The sequence below is a fragment of the Nocardia jiangsuensis genome, assembly GCF_042650385.1.
GTDB lineage: Bacteria > Actinomycetota > Actinomycetes > Mycobacteriales > Mycobacteriaceae > Nocardia > Nocardia jiangsuensis.
Genome location: NZ_JBHSAX010000022.1, coordinates 134,631 through 161,011, shown reverse-complemented (window position 1 = coordinate 161,011; position 26,381 = coordinate 134,631). Strand labels below are relative to the sequence as shown.

22 protein-coding genes and 2 pseudogenes are annotated in these 26,381 nt (G+C 72.5%); 12 read left to right on the top strand and 12 right to left on the bottom strand.

Annotated elements, in window-relative coordinates:
- Window positions 1–547: 547 nt before the first annotated feature.
- The gene (locus tag ACFO0B_RS26840) at window positions 548–1,063 is read left to right on the top strand and encodes a hypothetical protein (protein ID WP_378615876.1); all 516 of its coding nucleotides are present in this window, start codon (window positions 548–550) and stop codon (window positions 1,061–1,063) included.
- A 306-nt stretch (window positions 1,064–1,369) separates the two neighbouring features.
- Here ACFO0B_RS26840 and ACFO0B_RS26835 read toward each other — a convergent pair.
- Window positions 1,370–1,564 (bottom strand): annotated as a pseudogene (locus ACFO0B_RS26835) (MerR family transcriptional regulator); the annotation flags it as partial.
- Window positions 1,565–1,815: 251 nt separating this feature from the next.
- On the bottom strand, window positions 1,816–2,514 hold the full coding sequence (locus ACFO0B_RS26830) for a sensor domain-containing protein (RefSeq protein WP_378615621.1): 699 nt from the start codon (window positions 2,512–2,514) through the stop codon (window positions 1,816–1,818).
- Between the two features lie 283 nt (window positions 2,515–2,797).
- Between ACFO0B_RS26830 and ACFO0B_RS26825 the strand changes: the two genes are divergently transcribed.
- Entirely contained in the window at window positions 2,798–8,260 is a 5,463-nt protein-coding gene (locus ACFO0B_RS26825; protein ID WP_378615619.1) for an ATP-binding protein, read from the top strand.
- A 129-nt stretch (window positions 8,261–8,389) separates the two neighbouring features.
- Here the strand turns inward: ACFO0B_RS26825 and ACFO0B_RS26820 are convergent, their stop codons facing one another.
- Complete coding sequence (locus tag ACFO0B_RS26820; RefSeq protein ID WP_378615617.1) at window positions 8,390–9,652, bottom strand: KasA/KasB family beta-ketoacyl-ACP synthase; 1,263 nt, start codon at window positions 9,650–9,652, stop codon at window positions 8,390–8,392.
- A gap of 177 nt (window positions 9,653–9,829) precedes the next feature.
- On the opposite strand from ACFO0B_RS26820, the gene ACFO0B_RS26815 reads away from it, so the two are divergent.
- From ACFO0B_RS26815 to ACFO0B_RS26805, 3 genes are read left to right on the top strand one after another with little or no spacing between them, the layout of a single operon-like run.
- Window positions 9,830–11,242: a basic amino acid/polyamine antiporter gene (locus ACFO0B_RS26815; RefSeq protein ID WP_378615615.1), complete on the top strand. Its 1,413-nt coding sequence runs from the start codon at window positions 9,830–9,832 to the stop codon at window positions 11,240–11,242.
- A 13-nt stretch (window positions 11,243–11,255) separates the two neighbouring features.
- Complete coding sequence (locus ACFO0B_RS26810) at window positions 11,256–12,491, top strand: arginine deiminase (RefSeq protein ID WP_378615613.1); 1,236 nt, start codon at window positions 11,256–11,258, stop codon at window positions 12,489–12,491.
- 9 nt (window positions 12,492–12,500) lie between these two features.
- A complete protein-coding gene (locus ACFO0B_RS26805; RefSeq protein WP_378615611.1) occupies window positions 12,501–13,070 on the top strand; it encodes an NAD-dependent epimerase/dehydratase family protein in 570 nt (189 codons plus the stop codon).
- Window positions 13,071–13,074: 4 nt separating this feature from the next.
- Here ACFO0B_RS26805 and ACFO0B_RS26800 read toward each other — a convergent pair whose 3' ends face one another.
- The 3 genes and pseudogenes from ACFO0B_RS26800 to ACFO0B_RS26790 all read right to left on the bottom strand — a co-directional run bounded on the left by ACFO0B_RS26800 (window position 13,075) and on the right by ACFO0B_RS26790 (window position 15,538).
- A complete protein-coding gene (locus ACFO0B_RS26800) occupies window positions 13,075–13,722 on the bottom strand; it encodes an MspA family porin (protein WP_378615609.1) in 648 nt (215 codons plus the stop codon).
- A gap of 360 nt (window positions 13,723–14,082) precedes the next feature.
- Window positions 14,083–15,000, bottom strand: a pseudogene (locus ACFO0B_RS26795) (ADP-ribosylglycohydrolase family protein); the annotation flags it as partial.
- Window positions 15,001–15,106: 106 nt separating this feature from the next.
- Complete coding sequence (locus ACFO0B_RS26790; protein WP_378615607.1) at window positions 15,107–15,538, bottom strand: GNAT family N-acetyltransferase; 432 nt, start codon at window positions 15,536–15,538, stop codon at window positions 15,107–15,109.
- 128 nt (window positions 15,539–15,666) lie between these two features.
- Between ACFO0B_RS26790 and ACFO0B_RS26785 the strand changes: the two genes are divergently transcribed.
- The gene (locus tag ACFO0B_RS26785; RefSeq protein WP_378615870.1) at window positions 15,667–16,617 is read left to right on the top strand and encodes an adenylate/guanylate cyclase domain-containing protein; all 951 of its coding nucleotides are present in this window, start codon (window positions 15,667–15,669) and stop codon (window positions 16,615–16,617) included.
- Here ACFO0B_RS26785 and ACFO0B_RS26780 read toward each other — a convergent pair.
- Window positions 16,608–17,096, bottom strand: a complete 489-nt coding sequence (locus tag ACFO0B_RS26780; RefSeq protein WP_378615605.1) for a nitroreductase family deazaflavin-dependent oxidoreductase — start codon at window positions 17,094–17,096, stop codon at window positions 16,608–16,610. The genes ACFO0B_RS26785 and ACFO0B_RS26780 overlap by 10 nt on opposite strands.
- 75 nt (window positions 17,097–17,171) lie before the next feature.
- Between ACFO0B_RS26780 and ACFO0B_RS26775 the strand changes: the two genes are divergently transcribed.
- The 3 genes from ACFO0B_RS26775 (at window position 17,172) to ACFO0B_RS26765 (ending at window position 20,000) form a co-directional block, all read left to right on the top strand.
- A complete protein-coding gene (locus ACFO0B_RS26775; protein WP_378615602.1) occupies window positions 17,172–17,819 on the top strand; it encodes a TetR/AcrR family transcriptional regulator in 648 nt (215 codons plus the stop codon).
- A 100-nt stretch (window positions 17,820–17,919) separates the two neighbouring features.
- Complete coding sequence (locus tag ACFO0B_RS26770; RefSeq protein ID WP_378615600.1) at window positions 17,920–18,750, top strand: alpha/beta fold hydrolase; 831 nt, start codon at window positions 17,920–17,922, stop codon at window positions 18,748–18,750.
- A complete protein-coding gene (locus ACFO0B_RS26765; RefSeq protein ID WP_378615598.1) occupies window positions 18,747–20,000 on the top strand; it encodes a PP2C family protein-serine/threonine phosphatase in 1,254 nt (417 codons plus the stop codon). The genes ACFO0B_RS26770 and ACFO0B_RS26765 overlap by 4 nt, the downstream gene beginning before the upstream one ends.
- Here ACFO0B_RS26765 and ACFO0B_RS26760 read toward each other — a convergent pair.
- Together ACFO0B_RS26760 and ACFO0B_RS26755 are read right to left on the bottom strand one after the other, a co-directional pair.
- Window positions 19,979–20,992, bottom strand: coding sequence for an alpha/beta hydrolase (locus ACFO0B_RS26760; RefSeq protein ID WP_378615596.1), 1,014 nt, complete (start codon window positions 20,990–20,992; stop codon window positions 19,979–19,981). The two genes, ACFO0B_RS26765 and ACFO0B_RS26760, sit on opposite strands and share 22 nt — an antisense overlap.
- Window positions 20,993–21,086: 94 nt before the next feature.
- On the bottom strand, window positions 21,087–21,518 hold the full coding sequence (locus ACFO0B_RS26755; RefSeq protein WP_378615594.1) for a MarR family winged helix-turn-helix transcriptional regulator: 432 nt from the start codon (window positions 21,516–21,518) through the stop codon (window positions 21,087–21,089).
- 81 nt (window positions 21,519–21,599) lie between these two features.
- Between ACFO0B_RS26755 and ACFO0B_RS26750 the strand changes: the two genes are divergently transcribed.
- Together ACFO0B_RS26750 and ACFO0B_RS26745 are read left to right on the top strand one after the other, a co-directional pair.
- A complete protein-coding gene (locus ACFO0B_RS26750; RefSeq protein ID WP_378615592.1) occupies window positions 21,600–22,235 on the top strand; it encodes a TIGR03086 family metal-binding protein in 636 nt (211 codons plus the stop codon).
- 144 nt (window positions 22,236–22,379) lie between these two features.
- The gene (locus ACFO0B_RS26745; protein ID WP_378615590.1) at window positions 22,380–22,781 is read left to right on the top strand and encodes a DUF3052 family protein; all 402 of its coding nucleotides are present in this window, start codon (window positions 22,380–22,382) and stop codon (window positions 22,779–22,781) included.
- Here the strand turns inward: ACFO0B_RS26745 and ACFO0B_RS26740 are convergent, their stop codons facing one another.
- Window positions 22,782–23,237 (bottom strand): DoxX family protein, encoded by a 456-nt coding sequence (locus ACFO0B_RS26740; protein ID WP_378615588.1) that lies wholly within the window; start codon window positions 23,235–23,237, stop codon window positions 22,782–22,784. It abuts the gene before it with no gap.
- A gap of 95 nt (window positions 23,238–23,332) precedes the next feature.
- Here ACFO0B_RS26740 and ACFO0B_RS26735 point away from each other — a divergent pair, with 95 nt between their 5' ends.
- On the top strand, window positions 23,333–24,094 hold the full coding sequence (locus ACFO0B_RS26735; RefSeq protein WP_378615586.1) for an alpha/beta fold hydrolase: 762 nt from the start codon (window positions 23,333–23,335) through the stop codon (window positions 24,092–24,094).
- Between the two features lie 7 nt (window positions 24,095–24,101).
- Here ACFO0B_RS26735 and ACFO0B_RS26730 read toward each other — a convergent pair whose 3' ends face one another.
- Entirely contained in the window at window positions 24,102–25,238 is a 1,137-nt protein-coding gene (locus ACFO0B_RS26730; RefSeq protein ID WP_378615584.1) for a serine hydrolase domain-containing protein, read from the bottom strand.
- Between the two features lie 80 nt (window positions 25,239–25,318).
- Window positions 25,319–26,326 (bottom strand): NAD(P)-dependent alcohol dehydrogenase, encoded by a 1,008-nt coding sequence (locus ACFO0B_RS26725; RefSeq protein ID WP_378615582.1) that lies wholly within the window; start codon window positions 26,324–26,326, stop codon window positions 25,319–25,321.
- Window positions 26,327–26,381: the final 55 nt, after the last annotated feature.

Here is a 26,381-nt window from a genome sequence, read left to right as displayed (position 1 = left end):
CCGTCGGGATTCGCCGGGCGGGTCGCCGCAGTTCCTGGTCCCGGCACCGCGCAGTATCCCGCTGCGTCGCCTCGGTGGCGGCCGCGCCGGGGCCCGTCTCGGGCGAACGAGGAAGCGTGCGCCGCTCCCGGCCCGATCCGCGCACTCGACGCGGCCGCCGTGCCGGCGTACGGTCGCCGCGACCGGCACGAGCCCCCGCCGGTGCCCGCTACCGGTGGTCAAGCGTTCGAAGAGGCTCTGGCGCTGCGGGTCCGGTACTCCCGGAGCCGGAGCGACTCCGCTTCCGCGGCTTCGTTGCGGGCCAGGAGCATCCGTCGCAGGCGGCCCAGATCGGCATCCCCCAGCCGCAGCGCCTGCGAGGGCCGCTGCCCGAGTGCCCGGCATCGACGCGATCCCCGAGGCCGCTCCGCGATCACCAGCTGTGTCGTTCAGATCCCTTCGAACGCCCTCGTGCATACGCCATCCCGCATCCGAGGAAACTTCCGGCGGCTCCGCCCCGGAATCCGTCGACCTGATTCGGACCGGCCTCGCTGGTTAACCGCTCAGTATGCGCAGGACAACGTTCATGATGCTGACCATCCCGCTCGCGATCGCGGCCGGCGGGTGTGCCGACAACGAGGGCGAGAACTCCAGCCACGCCCGCGGTAGCGAGGGCACGACCGGAGAGATCACGGTGCAGAACGCCTATCTGGTGCCCGCGCTGCTGCCCGGAACCTGCGTCATCCAGTACGACGGGCCCGCTGAACTGTCGTTCACCGCGACCAACAACGCGGGCGAGCCCGACCGGCTCGTCGGCATCGAGAGCCCGGCGGCGGGATCGGTGCGGATTCGAGCCGATCCCGATGATCTGGTGATCTCCGCGGACGGCGCGCTGGCGGCCGGGCAACCGGTCGAGCAGCCGACGCGCCCGGGCAGCGAAGCCCCGATCACCGTCGATGTCATCGAGTTGCAGGACTGGGTGCAACCGGGACGCAACCTCGACATGCGGTTCACCTTCGAAAACGCGGGGACCCTGCAGCTGGCGATCCCGGTCGACGCCTGCCCCACCCAGCAGACACCATGAGCGACCGGCGCCGCGACCCCGGTCTCGTCCCCGGGAAAGCGACGACCCGGAGGCGATGCCTCCCGCCTCCGGCATCGCCGATCGCGCCGACCCGCGACCCCACCGTCGGAGATCAGGTGGAACCCGGTCGTCGACCCCGCACGCGCGAGCGGCCGATCGCGTGACCGGCGCCCTCACCCGCGGCGCCGTAGCCGCCAACGCTGTGACCCGGCTGTGCAGCTCCTGCGTCGCCACGAGTCGCGCGGCCAAGCGATCACGATGCGCGGCCAGTACCGGCGCCACGGTCGCGGTGCCTGCGAGCAGTGCGGCGATCTGATCGAGCCCCAGGCCGAGCCGACGCATCGCGATCACCTGATACAGGCGCGTCACATCCGGTCCGGTGTAGAGCCGGTGGCCGGTCCTGGTGCGCCCGGCCGGACATACCAGGCCGATGCGGTCGTAGTGGTGCAGGGCCCGGACTGTCAGCCCGGTCTCGGCCGCGAGTTCACCGACCTTCCACACCTGCCCGATTTCCGCCTCGTTCACCCTTGTCCGCCCCACTTCCACCCGCGCGCCTCGCGCCGGCCGTGCCGACGTTAGAACCTGACGTCGGGTCGGGCGCAAACTCGCTCCCGTCACCGATCGAGCCTTCGCACCGGTGGTGATTCCACCACCGGGTAGCGGTCGCGATGCGGGCCGGTGCGGTGACCTGCCCGGCCGCGATGGCTGAGGGTCATGCCGCGCGGCGGAGCGGGCAGGCGTGCTCGACCCGCTCAGAGGTGGTGGCCGGGACGGAGTGCCTCTCGCGCCACCGGGGGAACGGCCGCAGCCCCGCCGGTGGTCAGGTACCGGACGGACCCCTGCGTCACGACGATCCGGGTGAGCAGGAGCTGCGCGAAGGCCGCGTGCAGGGCGGCGCAGCCCCGCTGGACGAAGTAGACGGTGAGCAGTGCCCCGACCCCGGCGAGCGAGTAGAAGATCGTCCGATTGCCTGCGGTGTCCGCGCCCGTCATCGTTTCGACGAGAACGTCGTTGTGGTCGCCCCGCGGCAGGAACCGGCCCCAGAACCAGTACGTCAGCCCGCCCGCCGCCAGGGCCCACCAGGTGATCGGCAGCACGAACGTGACGATCGCGATCGGCAGGTTCAGCACGGCGTACAGCAGATCCAGCCAGCTCTGCGGCTGCGTGATCGGGGTGGTGATGCGGCGGAACCAGCCCGCCCCCTCCGGCGCCGGGGCGTACCGCGGCCGCGGTGTCGCCGTGCCCGTCAGCTGCGCGAGGCGCACCCGCTCGATGTCGGCGAACCCGCGCGCCACCAGCAACGTCAGCGCGAGCAGCGGGATACCGACGAAGACCACCACCGTGCCGAGGCTCGCCGCGAACAGCGACACGCCGAGGACGAAACCGAGGACGGCCAGGGGTAGGGCGAGGAGGATGTACGCGAAATCGAGGCCCGAGCGCCGGAGGATCATGCGAGAAAGCTAGGTCCGCGCTTCCCGCGCGGACATCACCCCCGAGTACTGGAACGGGCCGGCACCACGGGGTGACGACGACGGCTCTTGCCGCCAAGATTGCGCGTACCCGGCGCGCCTACGCTGCGAAACGTCGCGCCCCGGCGATAGAAAAGACAACATACGCACGGGTAACCGCAGATCGGGGTGAGGTTACGGCACCGTAGGGTGCACACTGGGCGCACTCGGGAGGCGCGTCCCCCTCGCCCACCGTACCGATCTCAGGAGAGGAAGGATTCGTCGAGTGTTCAGCCGCATCGCCATCGTGAACCGGGGCGAGGCCGCCATGCGCCTCATCCACGCCGTCCGGGACCTGGCCGCGGAGACGGCGGTACCCATCGAGACCGTCGCTCTGTATACCGATGTCGACCGGAACGCGACGTTCGTGCGCGAAGCCGATATCGCCTACGACCTCGGTCCGGCCGCTGCCCGCCCCTACCTCGACCTCAAGGTCCTCGAGCAGGCGCTCCGCGCCACCGGGGCGGATGCCGCCTGGGTCGGCTGGGGCTTCGTCGCAGAGGATCCCGCCTTCGCCGAGCTCTGTGAGCAGATCGGCATCACCTTCATCGGCCCGAACGCCGACGCCATGCGCAAGCTCGGCGACAAGATCGGCGCCAAGCTGATCGCCGAGGAGGTCGGCGTCCCGGTGGCGCCGTGGAGCCGCGGCGCGGTCGATTCCGTCGACGCCGCGCTCGCCGCCGCCGAGCAGATCGGCTACCCGTTGATGCTGAAGGCGACCGCCGGTGGCGGCGGCCGCGGCATCCGGGTGATCACCAACGGTGACGAGCTGGTCGACGCCTACGAGCGCACCAGGCAGGAGGCGGCGCGTGCCTTCGGCAGCGGCGTCGTCTTCCTCGAGCGCCTGGTCACCGGCGCGAGGCACGTCGAGGTGCAGGTCATCGCGGACGGTCAGGGCACGGCGTGGGCGCTCGGCGTGCGCGATTGCTCGGTGCAGCGGCGCAACCAGAAGATCATCGAGGAGTCGGCGTCGCCGGTGCTCTCGGCCGAGCAGGCCGCCGAGCTCAAGTCCTCGGCCGAGCGGCTCGCCGTGCGGGTCGGGTACCGCGGCGCGGCCACCGTCGAGTTCCTGTACCACCCCGGTGACCGGCTCTTCGCCTTCCTCGAGGTGAACACCCGGCTCCAGGTGGAGCACCCGATCACCGAGCTCACCACCGGCTTCGACCTGGTCCGCGCGCAGCTGCACGTGGCATCGGGCGGGAAGCTGGAGGGCACCCCGCCCGCCGAGCGCGGCCACGCCGTCGAGGCGCGGCTGAACGCCGAGGACCCGGATCGCGACTTCGCGCCCGCCCCCGGCCGGATCGCCCGGCTCGACCTGCCCGCGGGGCCGGGCATCCGGGTGGACACCGGCGTCAGCGAGGGCGACACCATCCCCGCCGACTTCGACTCCATGATCGCCAAGATCATCGCCTACGGCAGCAACCGCGAGCAGGCGCTCGGCCGGCTGCGCCGGGCCATGCAGCAGACCCGCGTCGTCATCGAGGGCGGCGCCACCAACAAGAGCTTCGTGCTCGACCTGCTCGCCCAGCCCGAGGTGATCGACGCCAGCGCCGACACCGGCTGGATCGACCGGGTGCGCACCGAGGGCCGCCTGGTCTCGCACCGGCACTCCACCGTCGCCGTGGCCGCCGCCGCCATCGACGCCTACGAGGAGGAGGAGCGGGTCGAGCGCGACCGGCTGCTCTCCACCGCCGCCGGCGGGCGCCCGCAGGTGCAGCACCAGAGCGGCCGCCCGCACGATCTCGAGCTGCGCGGCGTCGCCTACCGGGTACGGGTCGCGCGGATCGGCGCGCACCGCTTCCGGGTCGGCGTCGAGGCGGGCGACGACCTGCGCACCGCCGACGTGGATCTGGAGCGCTTCGACCACCACACCGGCCAGATCGTGGTGAACGGCACCCGCTACCGGCTCACCACCGGCACGCACGGCCCCGTGCACCTGGTCGACGTCGACGGCGTCACGCACCGGATCAGCCGGGCCGAGGGCGGCATCGTCCGCTCCCCCGCGCCCGCGCTGGTCGTCGCGACCCCGCTGCAGGTCGGCGACGAGGTCGAGGCGGGTGCCCCGGTCCTGGTGCTGGAGTCCATGAAGATGGAGACGGTGCTGCGCGCGCCGTTCCGGGCCAGGCTCAAGGAGTCCGCGGTCACCGTCGGCACCCAGGTCGAGACCGGCGCGCCGCTGCTGCGGCTGGAGCCGCTCGCCGAGGAGGGCGACGAGGCCGAGGTCGTCGAGGAGCAGGCCGTCGAGCTGGACCTGCCGGAGCAGCCGGTCCCGGCGCAGCCGCACGAGCGGGTCGGGCGCGGGCTGCAGGATCTGCGCGGCCTGCTGCTCGGCTTCGACGTCGACCCGCACGACGACCGCCGCCTGCTCGCCGAGTACCTCACCGCCCGCCGCGCCGCGGTCGCCGACAACCGGCGCCCGCTGTCGGAGGAGGTCGAGCTGATCGAGGTCTTCGCCGACATCGCCGAGCTCGGGCACAACCGGTCCTGGGACGAGGACGGCGGCGGGCACAACCACGTGCACAGCGCCCGCGAGTACTTCCACACCTACATGCAGAGCCTCGACGTCGAGCGCGCCGGGCTGCCCGAGCCCTACCGGGTCAAGCTGGCCAAGGCGCTCGGCCACTACGGCGTCACCGAGCTGGACCGCACGCCGGACCTGGAGGCCGCGGTCTTCCGCATCTTCCTGGCCCAGCAGCGCCCGGCCGACACCGTCGAGGTGATCACCACGCTGCTGCGCGAGTGGCTGGCCGAGCCGACCCCGGAGCGCGCGCTGCGCGAGCCGGTCGGGCTGGCGCTGGAGCGCCTGGTCGGCGCCACCCAGGTGCGCTTCCCGGCCATCGCCGACCTGGCCCGCGGCCTGGTCTACTCCTGGTACGGCCAGCCGCTGCTGCGGCGCAACCGCGCCGAGGTCTACACGAAGGTGCGCAAGCACCTGCGGCACCTGGACGCCGAGCCGGCCGCCGCCGACCGGGCCGACCGGATCGCCGAGATGGTGCGCAGCACCGAGCCGCTGGTCCGGCTGCTCGGCCAGCGCCTGGTCCGCGGCGATCTGGACAACACCGTCATGCTCGAGGTGCTGACCAGGCGTTACTACGGTAACAAGGGGCTCACCGACGTCCGCACCGCGCAGGCGGGCGGCAGCACCTTCGTCGTCGCCGAGCGCAAGGGGCTGAGCCTGGTCTCGGCCGCGGTGCGCTTCGACGCGCTGGACGCCACGCTCACCGGGCTCACCGAGCTGGCCGGCGGCGCCGCCTCCATCGAGGCCGACATCTACCTGAGCTGGGAGGGGCAGCCGGAGGATTTCGACGCCACCGCCGCCGTCCTGCAGGACGTGCTCGCGACCAGGGCGCTGCCGAACCAGGTGCACCGGATCACCATCACCGTCGCCGGCAGCGGCGGCGCGGTCATGCACCACCACTTCACGTTCCGCCCCTCGGCCACCGGCATGACCGAGGAACGGCTCATCCGCGGCCTGCACCCCTACATCGCGCAGCGCATGCAGATGACCAGGCTGCGCAAGTTCGACCTGACCCGCCAGCCCTCCTCGGACGAGGAGGTGTACCTGTTCCGCAGCGTGGCGAAGGAGAACCCGGCCGACGAGCGGCTGGTCGCCTTCACCCAGGTGCGCGACCTCACCGCGCTCCGCGACCACGAGGGCAGGCTGCTCGCGCTGCCCACCGCGGAGAACACCGTCGCCGCCTGCCTGGACTCGATCCGCAGGGCGCGCGCGCTGCGCCGGTCGGCGGCGAAGTTCAACACCAACCGGATCGTCATGTACATCTGGCCGCCGGTCGACCTGACCAGGGCCGAGCTGGACACCATCGTCGAGCGCATCCAGCCCACCGCCGCGGGCGCCGGGCTGGAGGAGATCCTGGTCATCGCGCGGCACAGGTCGCCGAAGACGGGCGAGCTGGTGAAGGTCGCGGTGCGGATCGCCTTCGAGCCGACCGGAACCACCGTGACCATCGGCGAACGCACCGACGAGGCGGTCGAGCCGCTGGACGAGTACCGGCAGAAGGTGCTGCGCGCCGCGAGCCGCAACACCGTCTACCCGTACGAGCTCACCGCGCTGCTCGGTGATTTCGCCGAGTACGACCTGGACGCGGCGAACGCGCTGGTCCCGGTCGACCGGCCGAAGGGCCGCAACAAGGCCGCGATCGTGGCGGGCGTGGTCAGCACGAAGACCGCGCATCATCCGGACGGCGTCACCCGCGTGGTGCTGCTCGGCGATCCGATCAAGTCGCTGGGCGCGCTGTCGGAGCCGGAGTGCCGCCGGGTGATCGCGGCGCTGGACCTGGCCGAGCAGCTGCGGGTGCCGCTGGAGTGGTACGCGCTCTCCTCCGGGGCCCGGATCTCGATGGACTCCGGCACCGAGAACATGGACTGGGTGGCGGCCGCGCTCAAGCGGATCGTCGAGTTCACCCAGGACGGCGGCGAGATCAACATCGTGGTCACGGGCATCAACGTCGGCGCGCAGCCGTACTGGAACGCCGAGGCCACCATGCTCATGCACACCAAGGGCGTGCTGGTGATGACGCCGGATTCGGCCATGGTGCTCACCGGCAAGCAGGCGCTGGACTTCTCCGGCGGCGTCTCGGCCGAGGACAACTTCGGCATCGGCGGCTACGACCGGGTCATGGGCCCGAACGGTCAGGCGCAGTACTGGGCGCCGAACCTGACCGCCGCCCGCGACGTGCTGATGGCGCACTACGACCACACCTACATCGCGCCCGGCGAGCAGTCGCCGCGCCGGGTGCCGACCACCGACCCGGTGCACCGCGACATCTCCGATTTCCCGCACACCGCGGCGGACAGCGATTTCAGCACGGTCGGCGAGATCTTCTCGGCGGCCAAGAACCCGGATCGCAAGAAGCCGTTCGACATCCGCACCGTGATGCGGGCCGTCGCCGACCAGGACCACGAGGTGCTGGAGCGCTGGGCGGGCATGGCCGACGCCGACACCTCGGTGGTGCAGGACGCGCGGCTGGGCGGCATTCCGGTCTGCCTGGTCGGCATCGAGTCGCGCGGGGTGCCGCGGCGCGGCTTCCCGTCCACCGACGGGCCCGACACCTACACCGCGGGCACGCTGTTCCCGCGGTCGGCCAAGAAGACCGCGCGGGCGATCAACGCGGCCAGCGGCAACCGGCCGCTGGTGGTGCTGGCCAACCTGTCGGGCTTCGACGGCTCCCCGGAGTCCATGCGCAAGCTGCAGCTGGAGTACGGCGCCGAGATCGGCCGGGCGATCGTGAACTTCGACGGCCCGATCGTCTTCACCGTGATCTCCCGGTACCACGGCGGCGCCTTCGTGGTGTTCTCCAAGACGCTGAACCCGAACATGACGGTGCTGGCGCTGGAGGGCTCCTTCGCCTCCGTGCTCGGCGGCGCCCCCGCCGCGGCGGTGGTGTTCTCGCACGAGGTGAACAAGCGCACCGCCGCCGATTCCCGGATCCGGGATCGGGAGGAGCAGCTCGGCACGCTCGCGGGCACCGAGCGGGCCGCGCTCGCCGCCGAGCTGGACGAGCTCCGCGGGTCGGTCCGGGCCGAGAAGCTGGGCCAGGTCGCCGCCGAGTTCGACGGGGTGCACAGCATCCAGCGCGCCGTCCAGGTCGGCTCGGTCGACGCGATCATCTCCGCCGCCGAGCTGCGGCCGAAGATCATCGAGGCGATCGAGGCCAAGCTCCACGCCTGACCCGTTCGACGCCGAGGGCCGCCCGCCGAATTCAGCGGGCGGCCCTCGGTCGTTCCGGTCCCGAGCGGGTCGCCGACAGCGTCGGCACCGGAAAGGTCGCCGCCCCCCAGCCCCGAGTTCCGGTGGGGTTCAGGCCCGCCCGAAGACCAGGGCCGTGTTGTGCCCGCCGAAGCCGAACGAGTTGTTGACCGCGTAGTCGAAGCGGCCGCGGCGCGGTGCACCCGCGACGATGTCGAGCGGGACCGCGGGGTCCTGGTTCTCCAGGTTCAGGGTGGGCGGGATGATCTCGTCGCGCAGGCTGAAGACGGTCAGCACCGACTCCAGTGCGCCGGAGGCGCCGATGGAGTGGCCGAGCGCCGATTTCGGCGCGTACACCGCCGGGTGCGTGCCCACCGCGTTCGCGATCGCCGACGCCTCCGCGGTGTCCCCGATCGGGGTGGCGGTGGCGTGCGCGTTCACGTGCCCGATATCGGAGCCTGCCAGCCCGGCCCGGCGCAGCGCCTTGGTGATGGCCCGCGCCGCGCCCGCGCCCTCCGGGTCCGGCGCGACCAGGTGGAAGCCGTCCGAGGTGACGCCTGCGCCGAGCAGCCGGGCCAGGATCGTCGCGCCGCGCGCCCGCGCGTGCGCCTCGGTCTCCAGCACCAGCAGCGCACCGGCCTCGCCGAAGACGAAGCCGTCCCGGTCGGCGTCGAACGGCCGCGAGGCCGCCGCCGGGTCGTCGTTGCGGGTGCTCATGGCCCGCATCATGGAGAACGCCGCGATCGGCACCGGGTCGATGTAGCCCTCGACGCCGCCGGTCACCACGATGTCGGCATCGCCCATGGCGATCATCTGCCAGGCGTTCGCGATCGCCTCCGACCCGGACGAGCAGGCCGAGACCGGCGTCACCACCCCGGCCCGCGCCCGCAGCTCCAGCCCGACCACAGCGGACGGCCCGTTCGGCATCATCATCTGCACCGCGAGCGGCGAGATCTTCCGATACCCGTGCTGCACCAGCGCGTCCCGCGCGGCGACCACCGCGTCGCCACCGCCCTGCCCGGTGCCGATGGCCACCGCCAGCCGGTCCCGATCCACCTCCGGGCTGCCCGCGGCGGCCCACACCTGCCTGCCGAGCACCGTCGCCAACTGCTCCACGTAGGCGAGCCTGCGCAGCTCGACCCGGGAGAGCTCGGTGCTCGGCGGCACCTTCAGCGAACCGCCGATCCGCACCGGCAGTTCGTGCTCGGCGACCCACGGCTGGTCCAGCGTCGTGATCCCGGACTCGCCCGCGAGCAGCCTGCGCCAGGTCTCGTCGGCGGTGCCCGCCAGCGAGGTCGTCGCCGCCACCGCGGTGACCACCACATCCGGCCAGCTGCCGTCCGCGGCGAACGGATTGCGTACCGTCACAGTCAACTCCCCTTCTCCCGCCCGACCTCCGGCCACCCTACGGATGCCCGCGCGCGGCGCGCAGCCCCCCGGGTTCCGGCTGGCGCGCGGAGTCAGCCGGTACACACAATCAGCGAATTTCCAGCAAAGCTCCCGTATAGTCCGGGGCGACCTCCAGCACGTCCCCGGACCGCACGGAGCTCCATGGACACCGACAAGACCGCGACCCGCACCATGTCGCTGCCGACCCTGGCCGCCATGGTGGTCGGCTCCATGGTCGGCGCCGGGGTGTTCTCGCTGCCCCGCAACTTCGGCCAGGCCACCGGCGGCTTCGGCGCGCTCGTCGCGTGGACCATCGCGGGCAGCGGAATGCTCATGCTGGCCTTCGTCTTCCAGCGGCTCGCCATCCGCCGCCCCGACCTGGACGCCGGCATCTACGCCTACGCCAAGGCCGGCTTCGGCGAGTACCCCGGCTTCTTCGCCGCCTTCGGCTTCTGGGCGAGCACCTGCGTCGGCAACGTCACCTACTGGGTGCTGATCAAGTCGACGCTCGGGCAGGTGCTGCCGATCTTCGGCGAGGGCAACACGGTGCCCGCGGTGCTGCTGTCGTCGGTCTTCATCTGGCTGTTCCACACCATGGTGCTGCGCGGGGTCAGGGAGGCCGCCGCGATCAACCGGATCGTCACGATCGCCAAGCTGGTGCCGATTCTCTGCTTCGTGGTGATCGCGCTCTTCTACTTCGACGCCGGCGTCTTCGCCGACAACTTCTGGGGCGGCGAGGCGTACAGCGAGTCGCTGTTCGAGCAGGTGCGCTCGACCATGCTGGTCACCGTCTTCGTCTTCCTCGGCATCGAGGGCGCCAGCGTCTACTCCCGCTACGCGCGCCGCCGGGAGGACGTCGGCCGCGCCACCGTGCTCGGATTCCTCAGCGTGCTCGCCGTCTTCGCCTCGGTGACCATGGTCGCCTACGGCATCCTGCCGCGCGCCGAGCTGGCCGCCACCCGGCAGCCGTCGATGGCCCCCGTGCTGGAGTCGGTGGTCGGGCCATGGGGGGCCTGGTTCATCAGCATCGGGCTGATCGTCTCGGTACTCGGCGCCTACCTGGCGTGGACGCTGCTCGCCGCCGAGGTGCTCTATGTGGCCGCGCAGGACCACGACATGCCGAAGTGGCTGGCGCGCAGCAACGCGCAGGGCGTGCCGTCGGCGGCGCTGCTGCTGACCACGCTGATGATCCAGGCGGTGCTGGTGGTCACGCTCTTCTCCGAGGACGCCTTCGCCTTCACCCTGCAACTCACCAGCGTGCTCTCCCTCGTCCCGTACCTGCTCGCCGCCGCGTTCGCGCTGAAGCTGGCGCTCGGCGACGGGAAGCCGGGCACCGGCCTCGCCGTGGCAGGCCTGGCCACCCTGTACACCGCGTTCCTCGTGTTCGCGGCGGGCGCGGACAACCTGCTGCTCGCCTGCCTGGTCTACGCGCCCGGCTCGATCCTGTTCGTGCTGACCCGGCGCGAGCAGGGCAGGCGCCCGTTCGCGGGCACCGAGTGGGTGCTGCTCGCCGTCTCGGTGGCCGGGGCGATCGCGGGGTTCGTGGCGCTGGCGACCGGAACCATCACCATCTGACAAGGAGACGGCTGTGACGGAATTCGGTGTGCACTCGGAGGTCGGCACCCTGCGCTCGGTGCTGGTCTGCGCGCCCGGCCTGGCGCACGAGCGGCTGACCCCGTCGAACTGCGACGACCTGCTCTTCGACGACGTGCTCTGGGTGCAGAACGCCCGGCGCGACCACTTCGACTTCGCCGCGAAGCTGCGGCAGCGCGGCGTCGAGGTGCTGGAGCTGCACAACCTGCTCACCGAGACGCTCGCCCAGGACGGTGCGCGGGCCTGGATCCTGGACCGCGCCATCGTGCCGAACGAGGTCGGGCTCGGCCTGGTCGACGACACCCGCCGCTACCTGGAGACGCTCGACGACCGCGCGCTCGCCGTCCAGCTGATCGGCGGGCTCGCCACCGCCGACCTGCCCGCCGAGTTCCGCTCCGGCTACCTGGCGCTGGCCCGCGAGCAGACGGGGGTGCGGGAGTACCTGGTGCCGCCGCTGCCGAACACGCTCTACACCCGCGACACCACCTGCTGGATCTACGGCGGCGTGACGCTCAACCCGCTCTACTGGCCGGCCAGGCACGACGAAACGCTGCTGATGAAGCTGCTCTACACCTTCCACCCGCGCTTCACCAGCTCCCGGATCTGGTGGGGCGACCCCGAGCGGGACTGGGGGCTCGCCACCTTCGAGGGCGGCGACGTCATGCCGGTGGGCAACGGGGTGGTGCTGATCGGCATGAGCGAGCGCACCTCACGGCAGGCCATCACCCAGGTCGCGAAGGCGCTCTTCGACGCGGGCGCCGCGCAGCGGGTGATCGTCGCGGGCATGCCGAAGCTGCGCGCCGCCATGCACCTGGACACCGTCCTCACCTTCGCCGACCGCGACCTGGTGACCGTCTTCCCCGACATCGTCTACGCGCTGCGCACCATCTCGCTGTACCCGTCGGACCGGGCGCCTGGCATCGAGGTGGTGGAGGAGTCGGGTACCTTCCTCGAGGTGGTCGCCGCCGCGCTGAACCTGCCCGCGCTGCGGGTGGTGGAGACCGGCGGCGGCTACTACGCCACCGAGCGCCAGCAGTGGGACAGCGGCAACAACCTGGTCGCGGTCGAGCCGGGGGTGGTCTTCGCCTACGACCGCAATACGCACACCAACACCGCGCTGCGGCGGCAGGGCATCGAGGTGATCACCATCGTCGGCGCCGAGCTGGGGCGCGGGCGGGGTGGCGGGCACTGCATGACCTGCCCGCTCATCCGGGACGCCGTGGAGTTCTAGGCTGGGCCGGTGCGCATCTTCCTCGCCGGCGCCACCGGCGTGCTCGGAGTCCGTTTGCTGCCGTTGCTGATCGAGGCCGGCCACGTCGTCGCCGGGACCACCAGATCGGCCGCGCGCACCGCGCCGATCGCCGCGGCGGGCGCGGAACCGGTCGTGGTCGACGTCTACTGCGCGGGCGCGCTCACCGCCGCGGTCGCCGAGTTCCGCCCGGATCTGGTCGTGCACCAGCTCACCGACCTGCCGGACGCCGCCGCGGACATTCCCGCGAGCGCGGCCGCCAACGACCGGATCCGCACCGAGGGCACCGCCAACCTGATCGCCGCCGCCGGTTCCGCCCGGTTCCTGGCGCAGAGCATCGCCTGGACTCCGGCCGGGCGCGAGGCGGTGATCGCCGGGCACGAGCGGGCGGTGCTCGAGATCGGCGGGGTGGTGCTGCGGTACGGGCAGCTCTACGGGCCGGGCACGTACTACGAGGCCGAGCCGCCCGCGCACCCGCGCATCCACGTGGACGCGGCCGCCGCGCGCACCGTCGCGCTGCTGGACGCCCCGTCCGGCATCGTGCCGCTCACCGAGGACTGACGGGTCAGTTCACCTCGTAGGGCTTGCCGAGGGTGGTGACCGAGTCGCCGGTGTCGCTGACCACGGTCACGTACGGCTGCACGGTCGCGGTGCCGATCACGCCGGTGACGGTGCCGATCGAGTTGGTGAGCCGGACGCTGCCCTCGCTGCCGGTGATCCGGCCGCTGACCGCCTCGATCTGCCGCACGCCCGGCCCGAAGCCGGTCTCGATCTCGCCGGTGACGGTCGGGATCAGGTCGACGTCGAGCTTGGGGCCCGGGATGCCGTTGTCGGTCTCGATACCGACCCGCGGCGAGCTGTAGCCGAACCTGATCCGGCCGTCGACGGTGGCCGGGAAGCCGACCAGGTAGCCGATCTTGATGGTGCCCGCGAACTCGTCGGCCTTGTCGCCCTCGACGGTGAACTGCGCGGTGACGTCGTGGAACCACTGCCGGGTGAGCGGATTGCGGTCCAGCGGCGGCACCGCGCGGATGGTGGTGTCGGCCTGGATGGCGCTGATCGTGCGCTGCTTGCCGTCGATCACCCGGTCGGTGCTGTCCACCCCCGCCCAGGCGGAGCCCGCCCCGGAGGTCAGGGCCAGCGCGGCGGCGAGCCCCGCGGTGAGCAGCCCGGCCCGGTGGCCGCGGGTGGGGTGCGAGGGAACTCGTGTCATTGCTCTTCGTGTCCGTTCTTCGTGGTGCGCGGTGCGGTGACCGAGGCGGACGGCAGCGCCGAACCGGCTTGCCGGGAATTCGCGGAATGCGATCACCACAGGCAGCGTGCCGAATTCCGGCTGTGTGCGCATGCCACCCCGGCCCGACCCGGGAGCGATGCCGTGCGTGGAACCACGCGTGCATCGGGCGATGACCCTTCCACACGTTGGGAAGTCACGCCCGCCGGTTGATTGCCGACCGCTTTCGTTCGCCCAGGTCGGGCGGGGCGGACTGGCGGAAGCGGTAAATCGTTCACTCGCGTTTCAGACCGCGGGGGCGGGGTCTGCATTTCCGCGCCCGGCGCGCCGATGTGAGCCGGGTCACGGTGTGACGGCGGTCCAGTCGCGGTCGCTCAGCACCACGTAGGGGATTCCGCGAGCCTCGTGCCTGGCGATCGCGGCGAAGCCGACACTCGCCAGGAGTCGCCTGCCGCGCGTGTTCCACTCCTGCACCACCGCGCGGATCGAGGTGTCCGGATATTCGCGGCGGACGGAGTCCAGCACCGCATCGGCGAAGGCGCGGCCGCGCCCGCGGCCCACCCAGCGTGGGTGCAGGCCGGCACCGAGGTCGGTGACGCCGGGCATCGCGGCGAGGCCGGGGACGCGGGCCTCGGCACCGGTGCAGTAGAAGCCGAGCAGGGCGCCGTCCGGGGCCGTGACGGCGGTGTAGCCGGTGGGTGGCTCGGTGATGTCGTAGACGGCCGACCGGCCGGGGTAGCGCCAGCGGGCGACGGCCTGCCCGTCGGCGGGCGTCCACGGGCGGACGCGCAGGGTCGGCGGCCAGTGCTCGGCCCACCCCGGCAGCTGCTCCCGTGCGGCGAGCCACTGCTCCGGGATGCCGTGCGGGCCCGTGTGCGCGGCCACGATGCCGCCGACGATGGCGGCGGTGGTGTCGGCGTCGCCGCCCGCCTCGACGCAGGCGGTGACGGCGGCCGGGTAGTCGTGCAGGAAGGTGGCGGCGGTCCAGAGCGTGAACGGGACGGTGTCCTGTGCACTCACCCCGGCACCGTTGCCGAGTTCGTAGGCGGCCTCGGCCACCGACCGGCCGAGCAGGGCGCGGGCGCGCCGGACGCCCTCCGCGGTCATCCCATCGATCAGGTAGGGCTCCACAGCCTTCAACAGATCATCTGCCGGACAATCCTTTTCGCGTGTCGCGGCGGCGTGGCTCGCGGCGACCGCGACCAGCATGGCACCGGCGATCGCCTCGGGATGCCGGTGCGTCACCTCGGCCGAGAGCGCCGCCTGCGCTGTCCAGCGCGAGTTCGAGGGTCATGGCGTTCCTCATCCTGCCGATCCGGGCCGGAACCGGCAAGCAGGGAGACATCCGGACGGACCGGCTCGGGCGCTATCGATTCGAGCGGACGGCGAAGCGCTCGACACCGGGATACTTCTCGCCCAGGGACGTGACCGTGAAGCCGAGACGTCGGTAGAACCCGACCGCGTCGGCGTCGGTCTCCGCCTGGATCGGCAGCGCCGGAAAGCGGCGCCGGACTCCGTCGAGCAGGGCGGCGGCGAGGCCGCGGCGCCGATGTTCCGGCGCGGTGGCCAGGTGCAGCAGTTCGAGGTGGCCGGAGCGACGGCGGTAACCGGCGAGCGCGGCGGGCAGGCCGTGCACGCGGACGACGACGAGTTCGGCCGCGCCGGAGCGGTACGGGACGAGCGCGTGTTCGAGGCGCGATCCCGTCCCGCCGGTGGCGAGTGCGAGCAGGGCGCGAACACGCGGGTCGGCGGTGGACGACGCCGGAACCTGCATTCCCTCGGGGCGGTCGGGGGGCATGGGACCAGTCCGGCCGAGAAGGACGGCGGCGACCCGGGGTGGAACCGGCTCGCTCCCAAACCTTCCGACCTCACCGTAAGGTGGTCGGGGTGGTATCGACCGAGGTCTCCGAGCTGGTGCGCTCGATCATGGAGTCGTATCTGCTCGGTGCCGAGCGCCGCTTCACCAGGGCGGAGGTGGCCGAGCAGGCGGGGGTGACGCCGGAGACGTCGCGCAAGCTCTGGAGCGCGCTCGGCTTCCCGGCGGGCTCGGACGACGACGTCGAGTACACCGGGCTGGACGTGGCGGCGGTCCGGCTGTTCCGCGATCTCACGGTGTTCCAGTCGGCCGATCCGCGGGTGGTGGCTGCCTCGGCGCGCACGCTCGGGCAGAGCATGGCCCGGCTCACCGAGTGGCAGGCCGACCTGGTCGCCACCGAGATCATGGCCAGGGCCGCGCGCGCCGATGGCGAGTCGGCCGAATCCCTGCGCGAGGCAACCGAGTTCACCCTCGACGCCTTCGAGGAGCTGCAGCGCTACACCTGGCGCAGGCACCTCGCCGCCGCCGTCACCCGCTCGCTGGACGGCAGTGCCGGCGCGGACCACATCCGGACGCTGGCCGTCGGTTTCGCCGACATGGTCGGCTACACCCGGCTCACCCGGCACCTGCACCCGGACGAATTGTCGACGCTGCTGGAGGCTTTCGAGTCCACCACCGCGGCGGCGGTCACCGACAACGGCGGCTGGGTGATCAAGAACGTCGGCGACGAGGTGATGTTCGCGGCGGAGACGGTGCTGGAGGCGGCGCGGATCGCGGTGGCGCTGCAGGACTCGACCATGATGGTCGGCGGCACCCCGGACCTGCGGGTCGCCATCGCCTACGGGCCGGTGCTGCAGCGCTTCGGCGATCTGTACGGCTCCACGGTGAACGCCGCCGCCCGGCTCACCGGCGTCGCCCGCCCCGGCACCACCCTGATCGACGACGCCGCGGCCGCCGAGCTGGTCGGCGAGCCCGAGTTCAGCACGCAGAACCTGCGCAGCGTGCGGGTGCGCGATTTCGACCGGCTGCGCCCGCACGTGCTGCAACCGAATCAGCCGTGAACCGGCGTCACGCGGTGCACCCGCAGGCACTGCCGCACCCCGAACACCCCGAGCAGCACCCGCGCGCCGCGCGGTAGCAGCGCGCGCACCTCGGCGGTCTCGACCAGCTCCGGCCGGTCCACCGCGATCCGCTCACCGCGGACGCCGACGGTCGCCGAGCCCGCCGCGAACACGTTGCGCATCCAGTCGGCGGTGGTGCCGTAGGGCAGCGCGATCACGAAGGCGTCACCGGCGGGCACCACATCCACCGGCGTGGCGTACTCGCGCCCGGACTTGCGGCCGACGTGCACGATCACCGCGGTGTGCGAGGTCTCGCTGCCCGCGGTGCCGATGACCCTGCGGTTGGTGACCCGCTTGTTGAGCTGGCGCACCGCGCGCACCACCGGCGGAATCTGCCAGCGCAGCCCGGCCCACAGCACCGCGAGCAGCAGCGGCACCACCGCCACCAGCGCGAGCACGACGACGAGCACGACCTTCATGGTTCCTCCAGCCTCGGACTTACATCGTAAGTATCGTAGGCTTACGCCGTAAGTACCGTCAATCCCGAGGTCTCGATGCCCCCACGCACGCCGCTCACCCGCGAGCACGTCCTGCGCGCCGCCGTCGCCTTCGCCGACGAGCACGGCATCGGTTCGCTGACCATGCGCCGGCTCGGCACGCTGGTCGGGGTGGAGGCCATGTCGCTCTACAACCACGTGCGCGGCAAGAGCGACCTGCTGGACGGGATGGTCGACCTGGTCTTCGCCGAGATCGAGCTGCCCGGCGCCGGCGCGGACTGGCGGGACGCCATGCGCGCGCGGGCCCGATCCGCCCGAGCGGCGCTGGCCAGGCACCGCTGGGCGGTCGGGCTGATGGAGTCGAGGGCGGCGCCGGGGCAGGCGACGCTGCGGCACCACGACGCGGTCATCGGCTGCCTGCGCCGCGCCGGTTTCTCGCTGGAGCTGACCGCGCACGCGTATTCGGTCCTGGACAGCTACGTCTACGGCTTCGCGCTGCAGGAGGCCGCGCTGCCGTTCGACGGCCCCGACGAGACCGCCGAGGTGGCGAACCGGATCATGGACACCCTGCCGACCGGGGACTATCCGTACTTCGCCGAGCTCGCCGAGCACCACGTACTGCGCGCGGGGTACGACCACGGCGACGAATTCGACTACGGCCTCGAGCTCATCCTGGACGGTTTGCGAAGCCGCGCGACGCCCTGAACGAACATGCGCATGATCGAAAACGCTTGTTGGCGAATGATTTCCCCGAAGTTGCTCCGGTGTCGGTGGCTGCCGCGGCTCGGTCTGTCAGGATGGACGGATGAACGTGGTTGCGAGGAACCGGGTGGCGGTTTCCGGGCGCACCGGCGCCCCGGTGGTGGTGCTGGCGCACGGCTTCGGCTGCGACCAGAACATGTGGCGGCTGGTGGCCCCGCTGCTCGAACCGGACTTCACCGTGGTGCAGTTCGACCACGTCGGCGCGGGCGGCTCCGACCTCTCCGCGTGGAGCGCCGAGCGCTACGGTGAGATGCGCTCCTACGCCGAGGACGTGGTCGAGGTGTGCCGCGGGATCGGCCTCGGGCCGGTGGTCTTCGTCGGGCACTCGGTGGCCGCGACCATGGGGGTGCTCGCCGCCGCCGAGGCGCCGGAGCTGTTCACCGGATTGGTGTTGCTCGCACCGAGCCCGTGCTTCCTCGACGACCCGGCCACCGGGTACCGCGGCGGGTTCAGCGCCGCCGACATCGATGAGCTGCTGGAGTCGCTGGACGCCAACTACCTGGGCTGGTCCGGCGCGGCGGCGCCGATGATCATGGGCAACCCGGACCGGCCGGAGCTCGCCACCGAGCTGGAGAACCAGTTCTGCCGCACCGACCCCGCCATCGCGAGCGTCTTCGCCCGGGTCACCTTCCTCTCCGACAACCGCGGCGATCTGGCCGCGGTCCGGGTGCCGACGCTGGTCGCGCAGTGCTCGAACGATGCCATCGCCCCGCCCGAGGTCGGCCAGTTCGTGCACGCCGAGATCGCGGGCAGCACGCTGGTCACGCTGAACGCGACCGGGCACTGCCCGCAGCTGGCCGCGCCGGAGGAGACCGCCGAGGCGATCCGCGCCTTCGTCACCGGGCTGGAGGCTCCGGGGGGCGAGCCGTCATGATCGGCGCCGCCGGGGAGTCCGGCGCCCGCCACACGCGGGATGCCGCGGACGCGGCGGAGTTCTCCGCGCTGCTGGAGGACAGCACCGACGACCTCTACGAGAACGCGCCGTGCGGCTACCTCTCCACGCTGCTGGACGGGCAGATCGCCAAGGTCAACACGACCCTGCTGGACTGGCTCGGCTACCCGCGCGCCGAGCTGGTCGGGCGGCGCTACTTCAACGACCTGCTGACCGTCGGCGGGCGGCTCTACCACGAGACGCACTTCGCGCCGCTGCTCCGGATGCAGGGCGAGGTGAAGGGCATCGCGCTGGAGCTGCGCACCGCCGATGGGGGGCGGCTGCCGGTGCTGCTCAGCTCGGTGGTGAAGTCGGGGGCGGACGGGCAGCCGCAGCTCATCCGCACCACCGTCTTCGACGCGAGGGATCGCCGCGCCTACGAGGCCGAGCTGCTGCGCGCCAGGCGCGAGGCCGAGCGGGAGCGCGAGCGGCTGCAGCGGGTCAACACCATCCTGCAGCGCACCCTGCTGCCGCCCGCGCTGGAGGCGGTGCCCGGGCTGGACGTGGCCGCGCACTACCACATCGCCTCGCTGGACGAGGTCGGCGGCGATTTCTACGATCTGTTCCCGCAGGGCCCGGGGCGCTGGGGTTTCTTCCTCGGCGACGTCTGCGGCAAGGGGGCGGGCGCGGCGGCGCTCACCTCCCGGGTGCGGTACACGCTGCGCGGCGCCGCGGTGCACGACCCGGAGCCGGATTCGGTGCTCAGCAGGCTCAACCGGGTCATGCTCGACTCGCACCACCCGGACGACCCGCGCTTCTGCACCGTGCTCTACGGCCAGCTCACGCTCGGCCGCGACGCCGCGCACGTCGCACTCGCCGGCGGCGGGCACCCGGCCGCGCTGCTGCTGCGCGCCGACGGCAGCGCCGAATTCCTGCCCACCGCGGGCGGCCAGCTCATCGGGGTGCTGCCGGAGGCCGACATCACCACCGTCAGCACCATGCTGCGCCCCGGCGACACCCTGCTGCTCTACTCCGACGGGCTGATCGAGGCGCGCACCGGGCCCGCCGACGTCTACGGCGAGGAGGCGCTGCTCGCCTTCGTCCGCGACCTGGCCCCGGTCACCGCCACCGAGCTCGTCGCCGCGCTCCGCGGCCTGCTCGCCGAGCTCGGCGGCGGCGTCATCGACGACACCGCGCTCCTCGCCCTGCACCTGCTCCCCCCCGAGGTCGGTCAGTTCGTGCCGATGGATTGAGCCAGGAAGGGCCAGCTGGTGCGCAGGTCGTCTTCCCAGTAACCCCAGGAGTGGGTGCCGGTGGGGCGGTCGTCGAGGGTGACGGGGATGTTCAGTTCCCGCAGCCGGTTGGTCAGGTTGATCGTGCAGTAGCGGATGGCGGCTTCGATGGGGCCGCCGAAGGCGAGCTGGACCGGGAGGGGGATGCGGCCGTCCTGGACGCGCGGGTCGGCGGCGTTGTCGTGCGGGCCGGGGAGGCCGCTGCCGGTGCTGAGGTAGACGGCGGTGCCGCGCAGCCCCTCGGCGTTGAGCAGCGGGTCGTTGGCGCGCCAGAGCGGGTCGGCGGCCGGGCCCCACATGTTCTCGACGCTCTGGCCGCCGCCCCAGTTCTCCACCGTGATCCGGACGAATTCGTGGCCGACCGGGTCGGAGGTCTGGGCGCAGCCGCTGTAGGAGGCGACGCTGTTCCAGAAGCCGGGCTTGGCGATGGCGAGGTTCAGCACCGAGGTGCCGCTCATGGAGACCCCGGCGAGCGCGCGGTTGCCGTCGGCGTTCAGGTACGCCTCGATGACCGGCGGGAGCTCCTCGTTCAGGAAGGTCTGCCACCTGTTGTAGCCGAGGACGGCGTCCGCGCGGATCCAGTCGGTGTAGTAGGAGTTGCTGCCGCCGTAGGGCGTGACCACGTTGACGTCGCGGTCGCGGAGGAAGCCGACGGCGTCGGTCTGGGCATCCCAGCCGCTGCCGTTCGGGCCGCCGCCGGAGCCGTTGAGCAGGTACAGCGTCGGCCGCGGGGTGCTCGCGGCGGCGCGGATGACCTGCACGGTGATCGGCCGGTTCATGGCGGGCGAGAAGACCTGCACGTTCTGCTGCCGGTCGTTCACCTGCTCGGCCCCGACGACGCGCGCGCCGGGGGCGGCGGTGGCGCCGCCCGCGGTGCCCATCAGCCCGGCGGCGCCGAGCGCGCCCGCCAGGGCGAGGCGCATGAGCGCCGTTCGTGCCGATCGCGGTGACATCACGATGAAGGTCCCCTCTCGTTCGCTGCGAATTCGCGAGGGGATTCGGCTGGCCCGGTGGGGCGGCTGGGTCCGGGTTCGACCGGCCGGCGGCTCAGTCCGGGTTCCGGTTCGCCTCGTGGAGCACGCGCAGGGCCCGGAGCAGCGCCGTCCGGTCGGCGGCGGTGAGCGGTTCGAGTACCGATTCCTCGGCCCGCTGGATGTCGCGCTGGACGCGGTCCCGGGTGGCGCGGCCCGCGTCGGTGAGGGCGACCAGGTTGACCCGGCGGTCGGCGGGGTCGGGTTCGCGGCGGATCAGCCCCTGCCGCTGCAACTCGTCCAGCACCGGGATGATCCGGGTCTTGTCGGCGCCGATCCGCCTGGCGAGCGCGGACTGGGTGTGGGTCGGCTCCGCGCCGAGCCCGAGCAGCACCGAGTACCCCCACATGGAGATGCCGTGCCGGTCGAGCACCGGTTGCTCGGCGGCCATCAGGGCGCGGCCGAGCGGGACGATCATGGCGGCGAGGTCGGGGCGGCGGTCGGGCACCGTTCGAAAATAGCGGTTGACAGATCGTAAGCATCTGCACATGATAGGTGGCAGCCTACTAATTCGCCGGAGAGGTACACCATGACCGCCGATTCCGCGGTACACCCGCTCGCCGCACTGGACGCCCTCGCCGCCCGCACCGACCTGCTCACGCACCACGCCGCGGCCGTGCGCACGAGTGTCGAACTGGTCGCCGGGGTGCGCCCGGCCGACCTGCGGCTACCGACGCCGTGCGCCGACTGGACCCTGCACGGCCTGCTCACGCACTCCATCGCCCAGCACCGCGGCTTCGCGGCCGCCGCGCGCGGCGACGGCGACCCGGCCGTATGGAAGGTCGGCCCGCTCGGCGACGATCCGGCCGGTGAGTACCTGGCCGCCGCCGAGACGGTGCTGGCCGCCTTCGGCGAGCCGGGCGTCCTGGGGCGCCGGGTTCCGCTGGTCGAGTTCGGCGGGGAGTTCTCCGGTGCGCAGGCGGTGTGCTTCCACTTCGTGGACTACGTGGTGCACGCCTGGGATATCGCCCGCACGCTGGGGCTGCCGGTGCGCTTCGACGACCGGGTGCTCGCGGCGGCGTACCAGGTCGCGGCGGCGGTGCCGGGCGGCGCGGCCCGCACCGCGCCCGGCTCGGCCTTCGGCCCGGAGGTGCCGTGGTCCGGCGCCGACGGGCTCGATCGAGTGGTGGCGTTGCTCGGCCGCGACCCGGCGTGGCGCGGCTGACCCGATCCGGCCTCGGTTCGGCAACGACGGCGTGCCGGGCGGCGTGAACCGCGAGGGCCGGGGTATCGAGGGGGCACCCGATCGAACTCGCCGGGATCGGGGGTGCGCGCGCCGAACCCGGTGCGGAGTCGAGGGAGGTCCGGAGTGAGCGCTTCGATCGCGGCGGTGATCCGGTTCGGGTTCCGGCCGGGCCAGGTGGTGCGCGAGATCGGCCACGGCACGGACGCCGACGAGCCGCTCCGGGCCGAGGTCGCGGCGGTCACCGGCACCGCCCTCACCGGCGGCTCGACCCTGCGGGCGCCGGACATCCTGCTGGTCTGGTGGCGCGGCGCCGACGGCGACCTGGAGGATCGGCTGCTCAGCTGCGCCGAGGCGATGGCCCCGCGCACCCGGCTGTGGCTGCTGACCCCGACCGCCGTCCGCCCCGGCCACCTCGACGGGCAGCAGGTGGCGGCGGCCGCCGGGCGGGCCGGACTGGCGATCATCGGCCGGGTCGAGGTCTCCGGCGACTGGCACGCCGCGGGCATGCGGCTGCCCGACCACTGATCAGCGGCGCACGCGCTCCCGCAGCCAGCTCCAGCCACCGGTCGACCACAGCGCGATGGCGATGAGCACCGGCTGGAAGAACAGCCGAGTCAACCGCTCGGCGTCGGTGTCGAGCCCGAAGGCGTCGACCCCCTCGCGCCATTGACCGATATTGCCGGGGAACACCGCGACGAAGAACAGCGCGGCGACCACCCCGACGATGGGCAGCCAGCGCAGCGGGGCGAAGAGCAGCGCCGCGCCGAGCACGATCTCCACCACGCCGGAGGCGAGCACGACGAAGTCCTCGTCCAGCGGTACCCAGGCGGGGACCTGGGCCTGGAAGTCCTGCCGCGCGAAGCTCAGATGGCTGATGCCGGCGAAGACCAGGCTGATGCCGAGCCAGAGCCGGGCCAGCAGGCGCAGCGCCCGGACGACGGGCGAGGACGGGGTGCGGTCGGCGACCTCGGGAGTACTCACCCCGTGATCGTGCCGCACGAATTGTGCACAATCAAGTGACGAGCCATCGAAATCGGGGTTGGCGCCGCGCCCCTGTGCGGGTGGACAATTCGAGCGTGGTCTCCGCACGCTCCGATCTGGTCCTGCTGCACGGCGTCGTCATGTCGGGGGCGGTGTGGCGCGAGGTGGTTCCGCTGCTCGAACCGCACCACCGGGTGCACGCGCCCACCGCGCTCGGGCATCGCGGCGGCGCGGCGGCGGTGCGCCGCCCGGCGCGCTTCGCCGACGTGGTCGACGATGCCGAGCGGTTACTGGACGAGCTGGGGCTGGACCGGCCACACCTGGCGGGCAACTCCATGGGCGGCTGGGTCGCGCTCGAGCTCGCGGCCCGCGGCCGGGCGGCGAGCGTGTGCGCGCTCTCCCCCGCCGGCCTCTGGCGCGACGACGCCGCGCACTCCAGCGCGGTGCGCAAGCTGCGCAGGGTGGTGTGGCTGGCCCGGGCGACCCGGCCGGTGGCGCCGCCCTTCCTGCGGATCCCGGCGGTGCGCAGGCTGGTGCTGCGCGATGTCGCCGTGCGCGGCGACCGGCTCTCCCCCGCGGACGCGGCGCGCACCGCCGTCGACACCGCCCAGTGCGCCGTCGCCGCCGACCTGCTCGGCAGCGACGAGGCGCTGACCGCCTTCACCCCGGACTGCCCGGTGACGGTGGCCTGGTCCGAGCACGACGCGATCCTGCCGGTCGAGCGGTTCGGCCCGATCGCGCGGGAGCGGTTGCCGCTGGCCACCTTCCGGGTGCTGCCCGGCGTCGGGCACGTGCCGATGATCGACGACCCGAATCTGGTGGCGGCCACCGTGCTGGACAGCACGCACGCGGGCTGAGCCGGGCTCAGGGCAGCCGCGGCGGGCGCTCCGGCACCAGCGCGCCTGCGACGGCGGCACCGATCGGGATGGCGGAGTTGGCATTGCCGTCCGATGCCGGGCCGTCGGTGGTGTAGACGACGACGGTGGTCCGGCTGGTGGTGTCGTAGAGCGCGACGCCGTCGTAGCCGCCGTAGGCGGGGTTCATGTAGAGCCATTCGCCCAGGTGCACGACGCCGAAGGCGAAGTAGCGCTCGGTGGTGAACGGCCCGAGCCCGGCCGTCGACGGCCCCATCATGGCGTCGAACTGCGCCGGTTCGAGCAGCTCGCCGGTGCCGAGCGCGCGCACCCAGCGGCCGATGTCGGCGACCGGGGCGTTCATGTTCCCGGAGTGCAGGAAGGCGGTGGGGTTCCAGAAGGTGGAGTCCTCGAAGACGCCGCGCTCGGTGGTGTAGCCGTGCAGGTAGGGGGCGGCGATCTCGGAGGTCAGCACCACCGCGCTGTCCTGCATGCCGAGCGGATCGGCGATGCGCTCGGCGATCAGCTCGCCGAGCGGTTTGCCGGAGGCGTGCTGGAGCACCTCACCGAGGAGTACGAGGTCGCTGTGCGCGTAGGACCAGCCCGTCCCCGGCTCGAAGAGCGGCGGCCGCGCGTTCGCGAGGTCGAGCAGCTCCTTCGCGGTGTAGGGGCGGATCGGGTTCGCCTCGAAGCGGCGCAGGAACTCGGGGTCGGTGACGTAGTCGGCGACGCCGCTGGTGCTGTCGGCCAGCATGCGCGGGGTGATGGCGGCGGCGCGCGGGAAGTCGGGGAGCCAGCGCGCGATCGGCTCGTCCAGCGTCAGCATGCCCTCGCGCTCGAGCTGGAAGAGCACGGTGGAGAGCATGGGCTCCATCGGCTGCCCGACCCGGACCCGCTGGTCGGCGGTGGCGGGCACGCCGACCGGGGATTCGCCGAGCGCGCCGAGCACGATCTGCTCGTCCCCGCGCCACACCCCGAAGACCGCGCCGGTGACGCCGGCCGCGGTGACCTTCCCGCGGATCGACTCGGTGATCCGCGCGGCTTCGCCGTCGGCGGCGGGCGGAGCGGGGGCCGAGCCGCCGGAATCGTCGGCAGCACACCCGGCGAGCACGAGGAGCAGGGCGAACGCGACGCAGAGCGATCTCATGGCGTGCTCCTCCGAGCCGTCCCGACCGAGGTGGGTCGACTCTACGCCCGGCCATAGCCGATCGGTAGCTGATCGCCGCGTCACATCGTGATCACGATATTGCCCCTGGCCCGGTGCCCGAGCATGTGCGAGACCGCCGACGCCGCCTCGTCGAGCGGATAGCTCCGCTCGACGATGGCGGTCACCTCGCCGGTGCCGAGCTGCTCGGCCACGGCCGCCAGGTTCTCCCGGTTCGGCACGCAGGTGACGGTGCGGACGCGGGTACCGGTCAGGCGGAGCAGCGTCGCCGCCCGCGCCATGCGCGGCAACCCGGCCAGCAGCCTGCTGCCGCTGCCCACGCTGTTCGGCACGTACACGCCTGCGGGCGCGAGCATCCGGGCGCTCGCGGCGGGCGAGTGGTTCAGCACGTTGTCCAGGATCGCGTCGTAGCGCTCGGTGCCGCGGGTGTAGTCCTCGACGGTGTGATCGATGACGTGCTCGGCGCCGAGCGCGCGGACGAACTCGGCATTGCGGCCGCTGCACACCGCCGTGACCCTGGCGCCCGCCCTGGCCGCGAGCTGCACCGCGAAGGTGCCGACCCCGCCGGAGGCGCCGTTGATCAGCAGCCGGGTGCCCGGCCCCGCGGCGATCACGTCGCGGACCGCGGTGAGCGCGGTGATCCCGGACATCACCGCCGCCGCGGCCTCGGCGAACGGCAGCTCCGCCGGTTTCCGCAGCAACTGATCGGCGGGCGCCACGGTGTACTCGGCGAAGGTGCCTGCCCCGCCGCCCGCCCGGTTCTGCCACCCCGACCCGAACACCGCGTCCCCCGGCGCGAGATCAGTGACGCCGGGGCCGACCGCCGCGACGGTTCCGGCGACATCACTGCCCCGAACCGGAGCGGACGGGCGGCGCAACCCGGAGCCGAGCCGCAGGACGGTGGGGGTGCCGGTGACCAGGATCCAGTCCGGAGTGTTGACGCTCGTCGCGTGCAACCGCACCAGAACCTCGCCCGCCCCCGGCACCGGCCGTTCGATCTCGGTGAGCTCGAGGACGTCGTCCGGCCTGCCGTAGCCGCGCTGTACGACGGCGCGCATGATGTCTGTCATATCGGAGATGCTTCCGTGTCACGGGTGCGCCCCACATCGGCCCGGCGGCCGGGGA

Coding starts and splice junctions, on each gene's coding strand:
- ACFO0B_RS26775 (WP_378615602.1), top strand. CDS start 17,172: ATGCCCCCACGCACGCCGCTCACCCGCGAGCACGTCCTGCGCGCCGCC.
- ACFO0B_RS26725 (WP_378615582.1), bottom strand. CDS start 26,326: ATGACAGACATCATGCGCGCCGTCGTACAGCGCGGCTACGGCAGGCCG.
- ACFO0B_RS26800 (WP_378615609.1), bottom strand. CDS start 13,722: ATGACACGAGTTCCCTCGCACCCCACCCGCGGCCACCGGGCCGGGCTG.
- ACFO0B_RS26790 (WP_378615607.1), bottom strand. CDS start 15,538: ATGCCCCCCGACCGCCCCGAGGGAATGCAGGTTCCGGCGTCGTCCACC.
- ACFO0B_RS26785 (WP_378615870.1), top strand. CDS start 15,667: ATGGAGTCGTATCTGCTCGGTGCCGAGCGCCGCTTCACCAGGGCGGAG.
- ACFO0B_RS26730 (WP_378615584.1), bottom strand. CDS start 25,238: ATGAGATCGCTCTGCGTCGCGTTCGCCCTGCTCCTCGTGCTCGCCGGG.
- ACFO0B_RS26750 (WP_378615592.1), top strand. CDS start 21,600: ATGACCGCCGATTCCGCGGTACACCCGCTCGCCGCACTGGACGCCCTC.
- ACFO0B_RS26830 (WP_378615621.1), bottom strand. CDS start 2,514: ATGATCCTCCGGCGCTCGGGCCTCGATTTCGCGTACATCCTCCTCGCC.
- ACFO0B_RS26840 (WP_378615876.1), top strand. CDS start 548: ATGCGCAGGACAACGTTCATGATGCTGACCATCCCGCTCGCGATCGCG.
- ACFO0B_RS26765 (WP_378615598.1), top strand. CDS start 18,747: ATGATCGGCGCCGCCGGGGAGTCCGGCGCCCGCCACACGCGGGATGCC.
- ACFO0B_RS26770 (WP_378615600.1), top strand. CDS start 17,920: ATGAACGTGGTTGCGAGGAACCGGGTGGCGGTTTCCGGGCGCACCGGC.
- ACFO0B_RS26815 (WP_378615615.1), top strand. CDS start 9,830: ATGGACACCGACAAGACCGCGACCCGCACCATGTCGCTGCCGACCCTG.
- ACFO0B_RS26780 (WP_378615605.1), bottom strand. CDS start 17,096: ATGAAGGTCGTGCTCGTCGTCGTGCTCGCGCTGGTGGCGGTGGTGCCG.
- ACFO0B_RS26760 (WP_378615596.1), bottom strand. CDS start 20,992: ATGTCACCGCGATCGGCACGAACGGCGCTCATGCGCCTCGCCCTGGCG.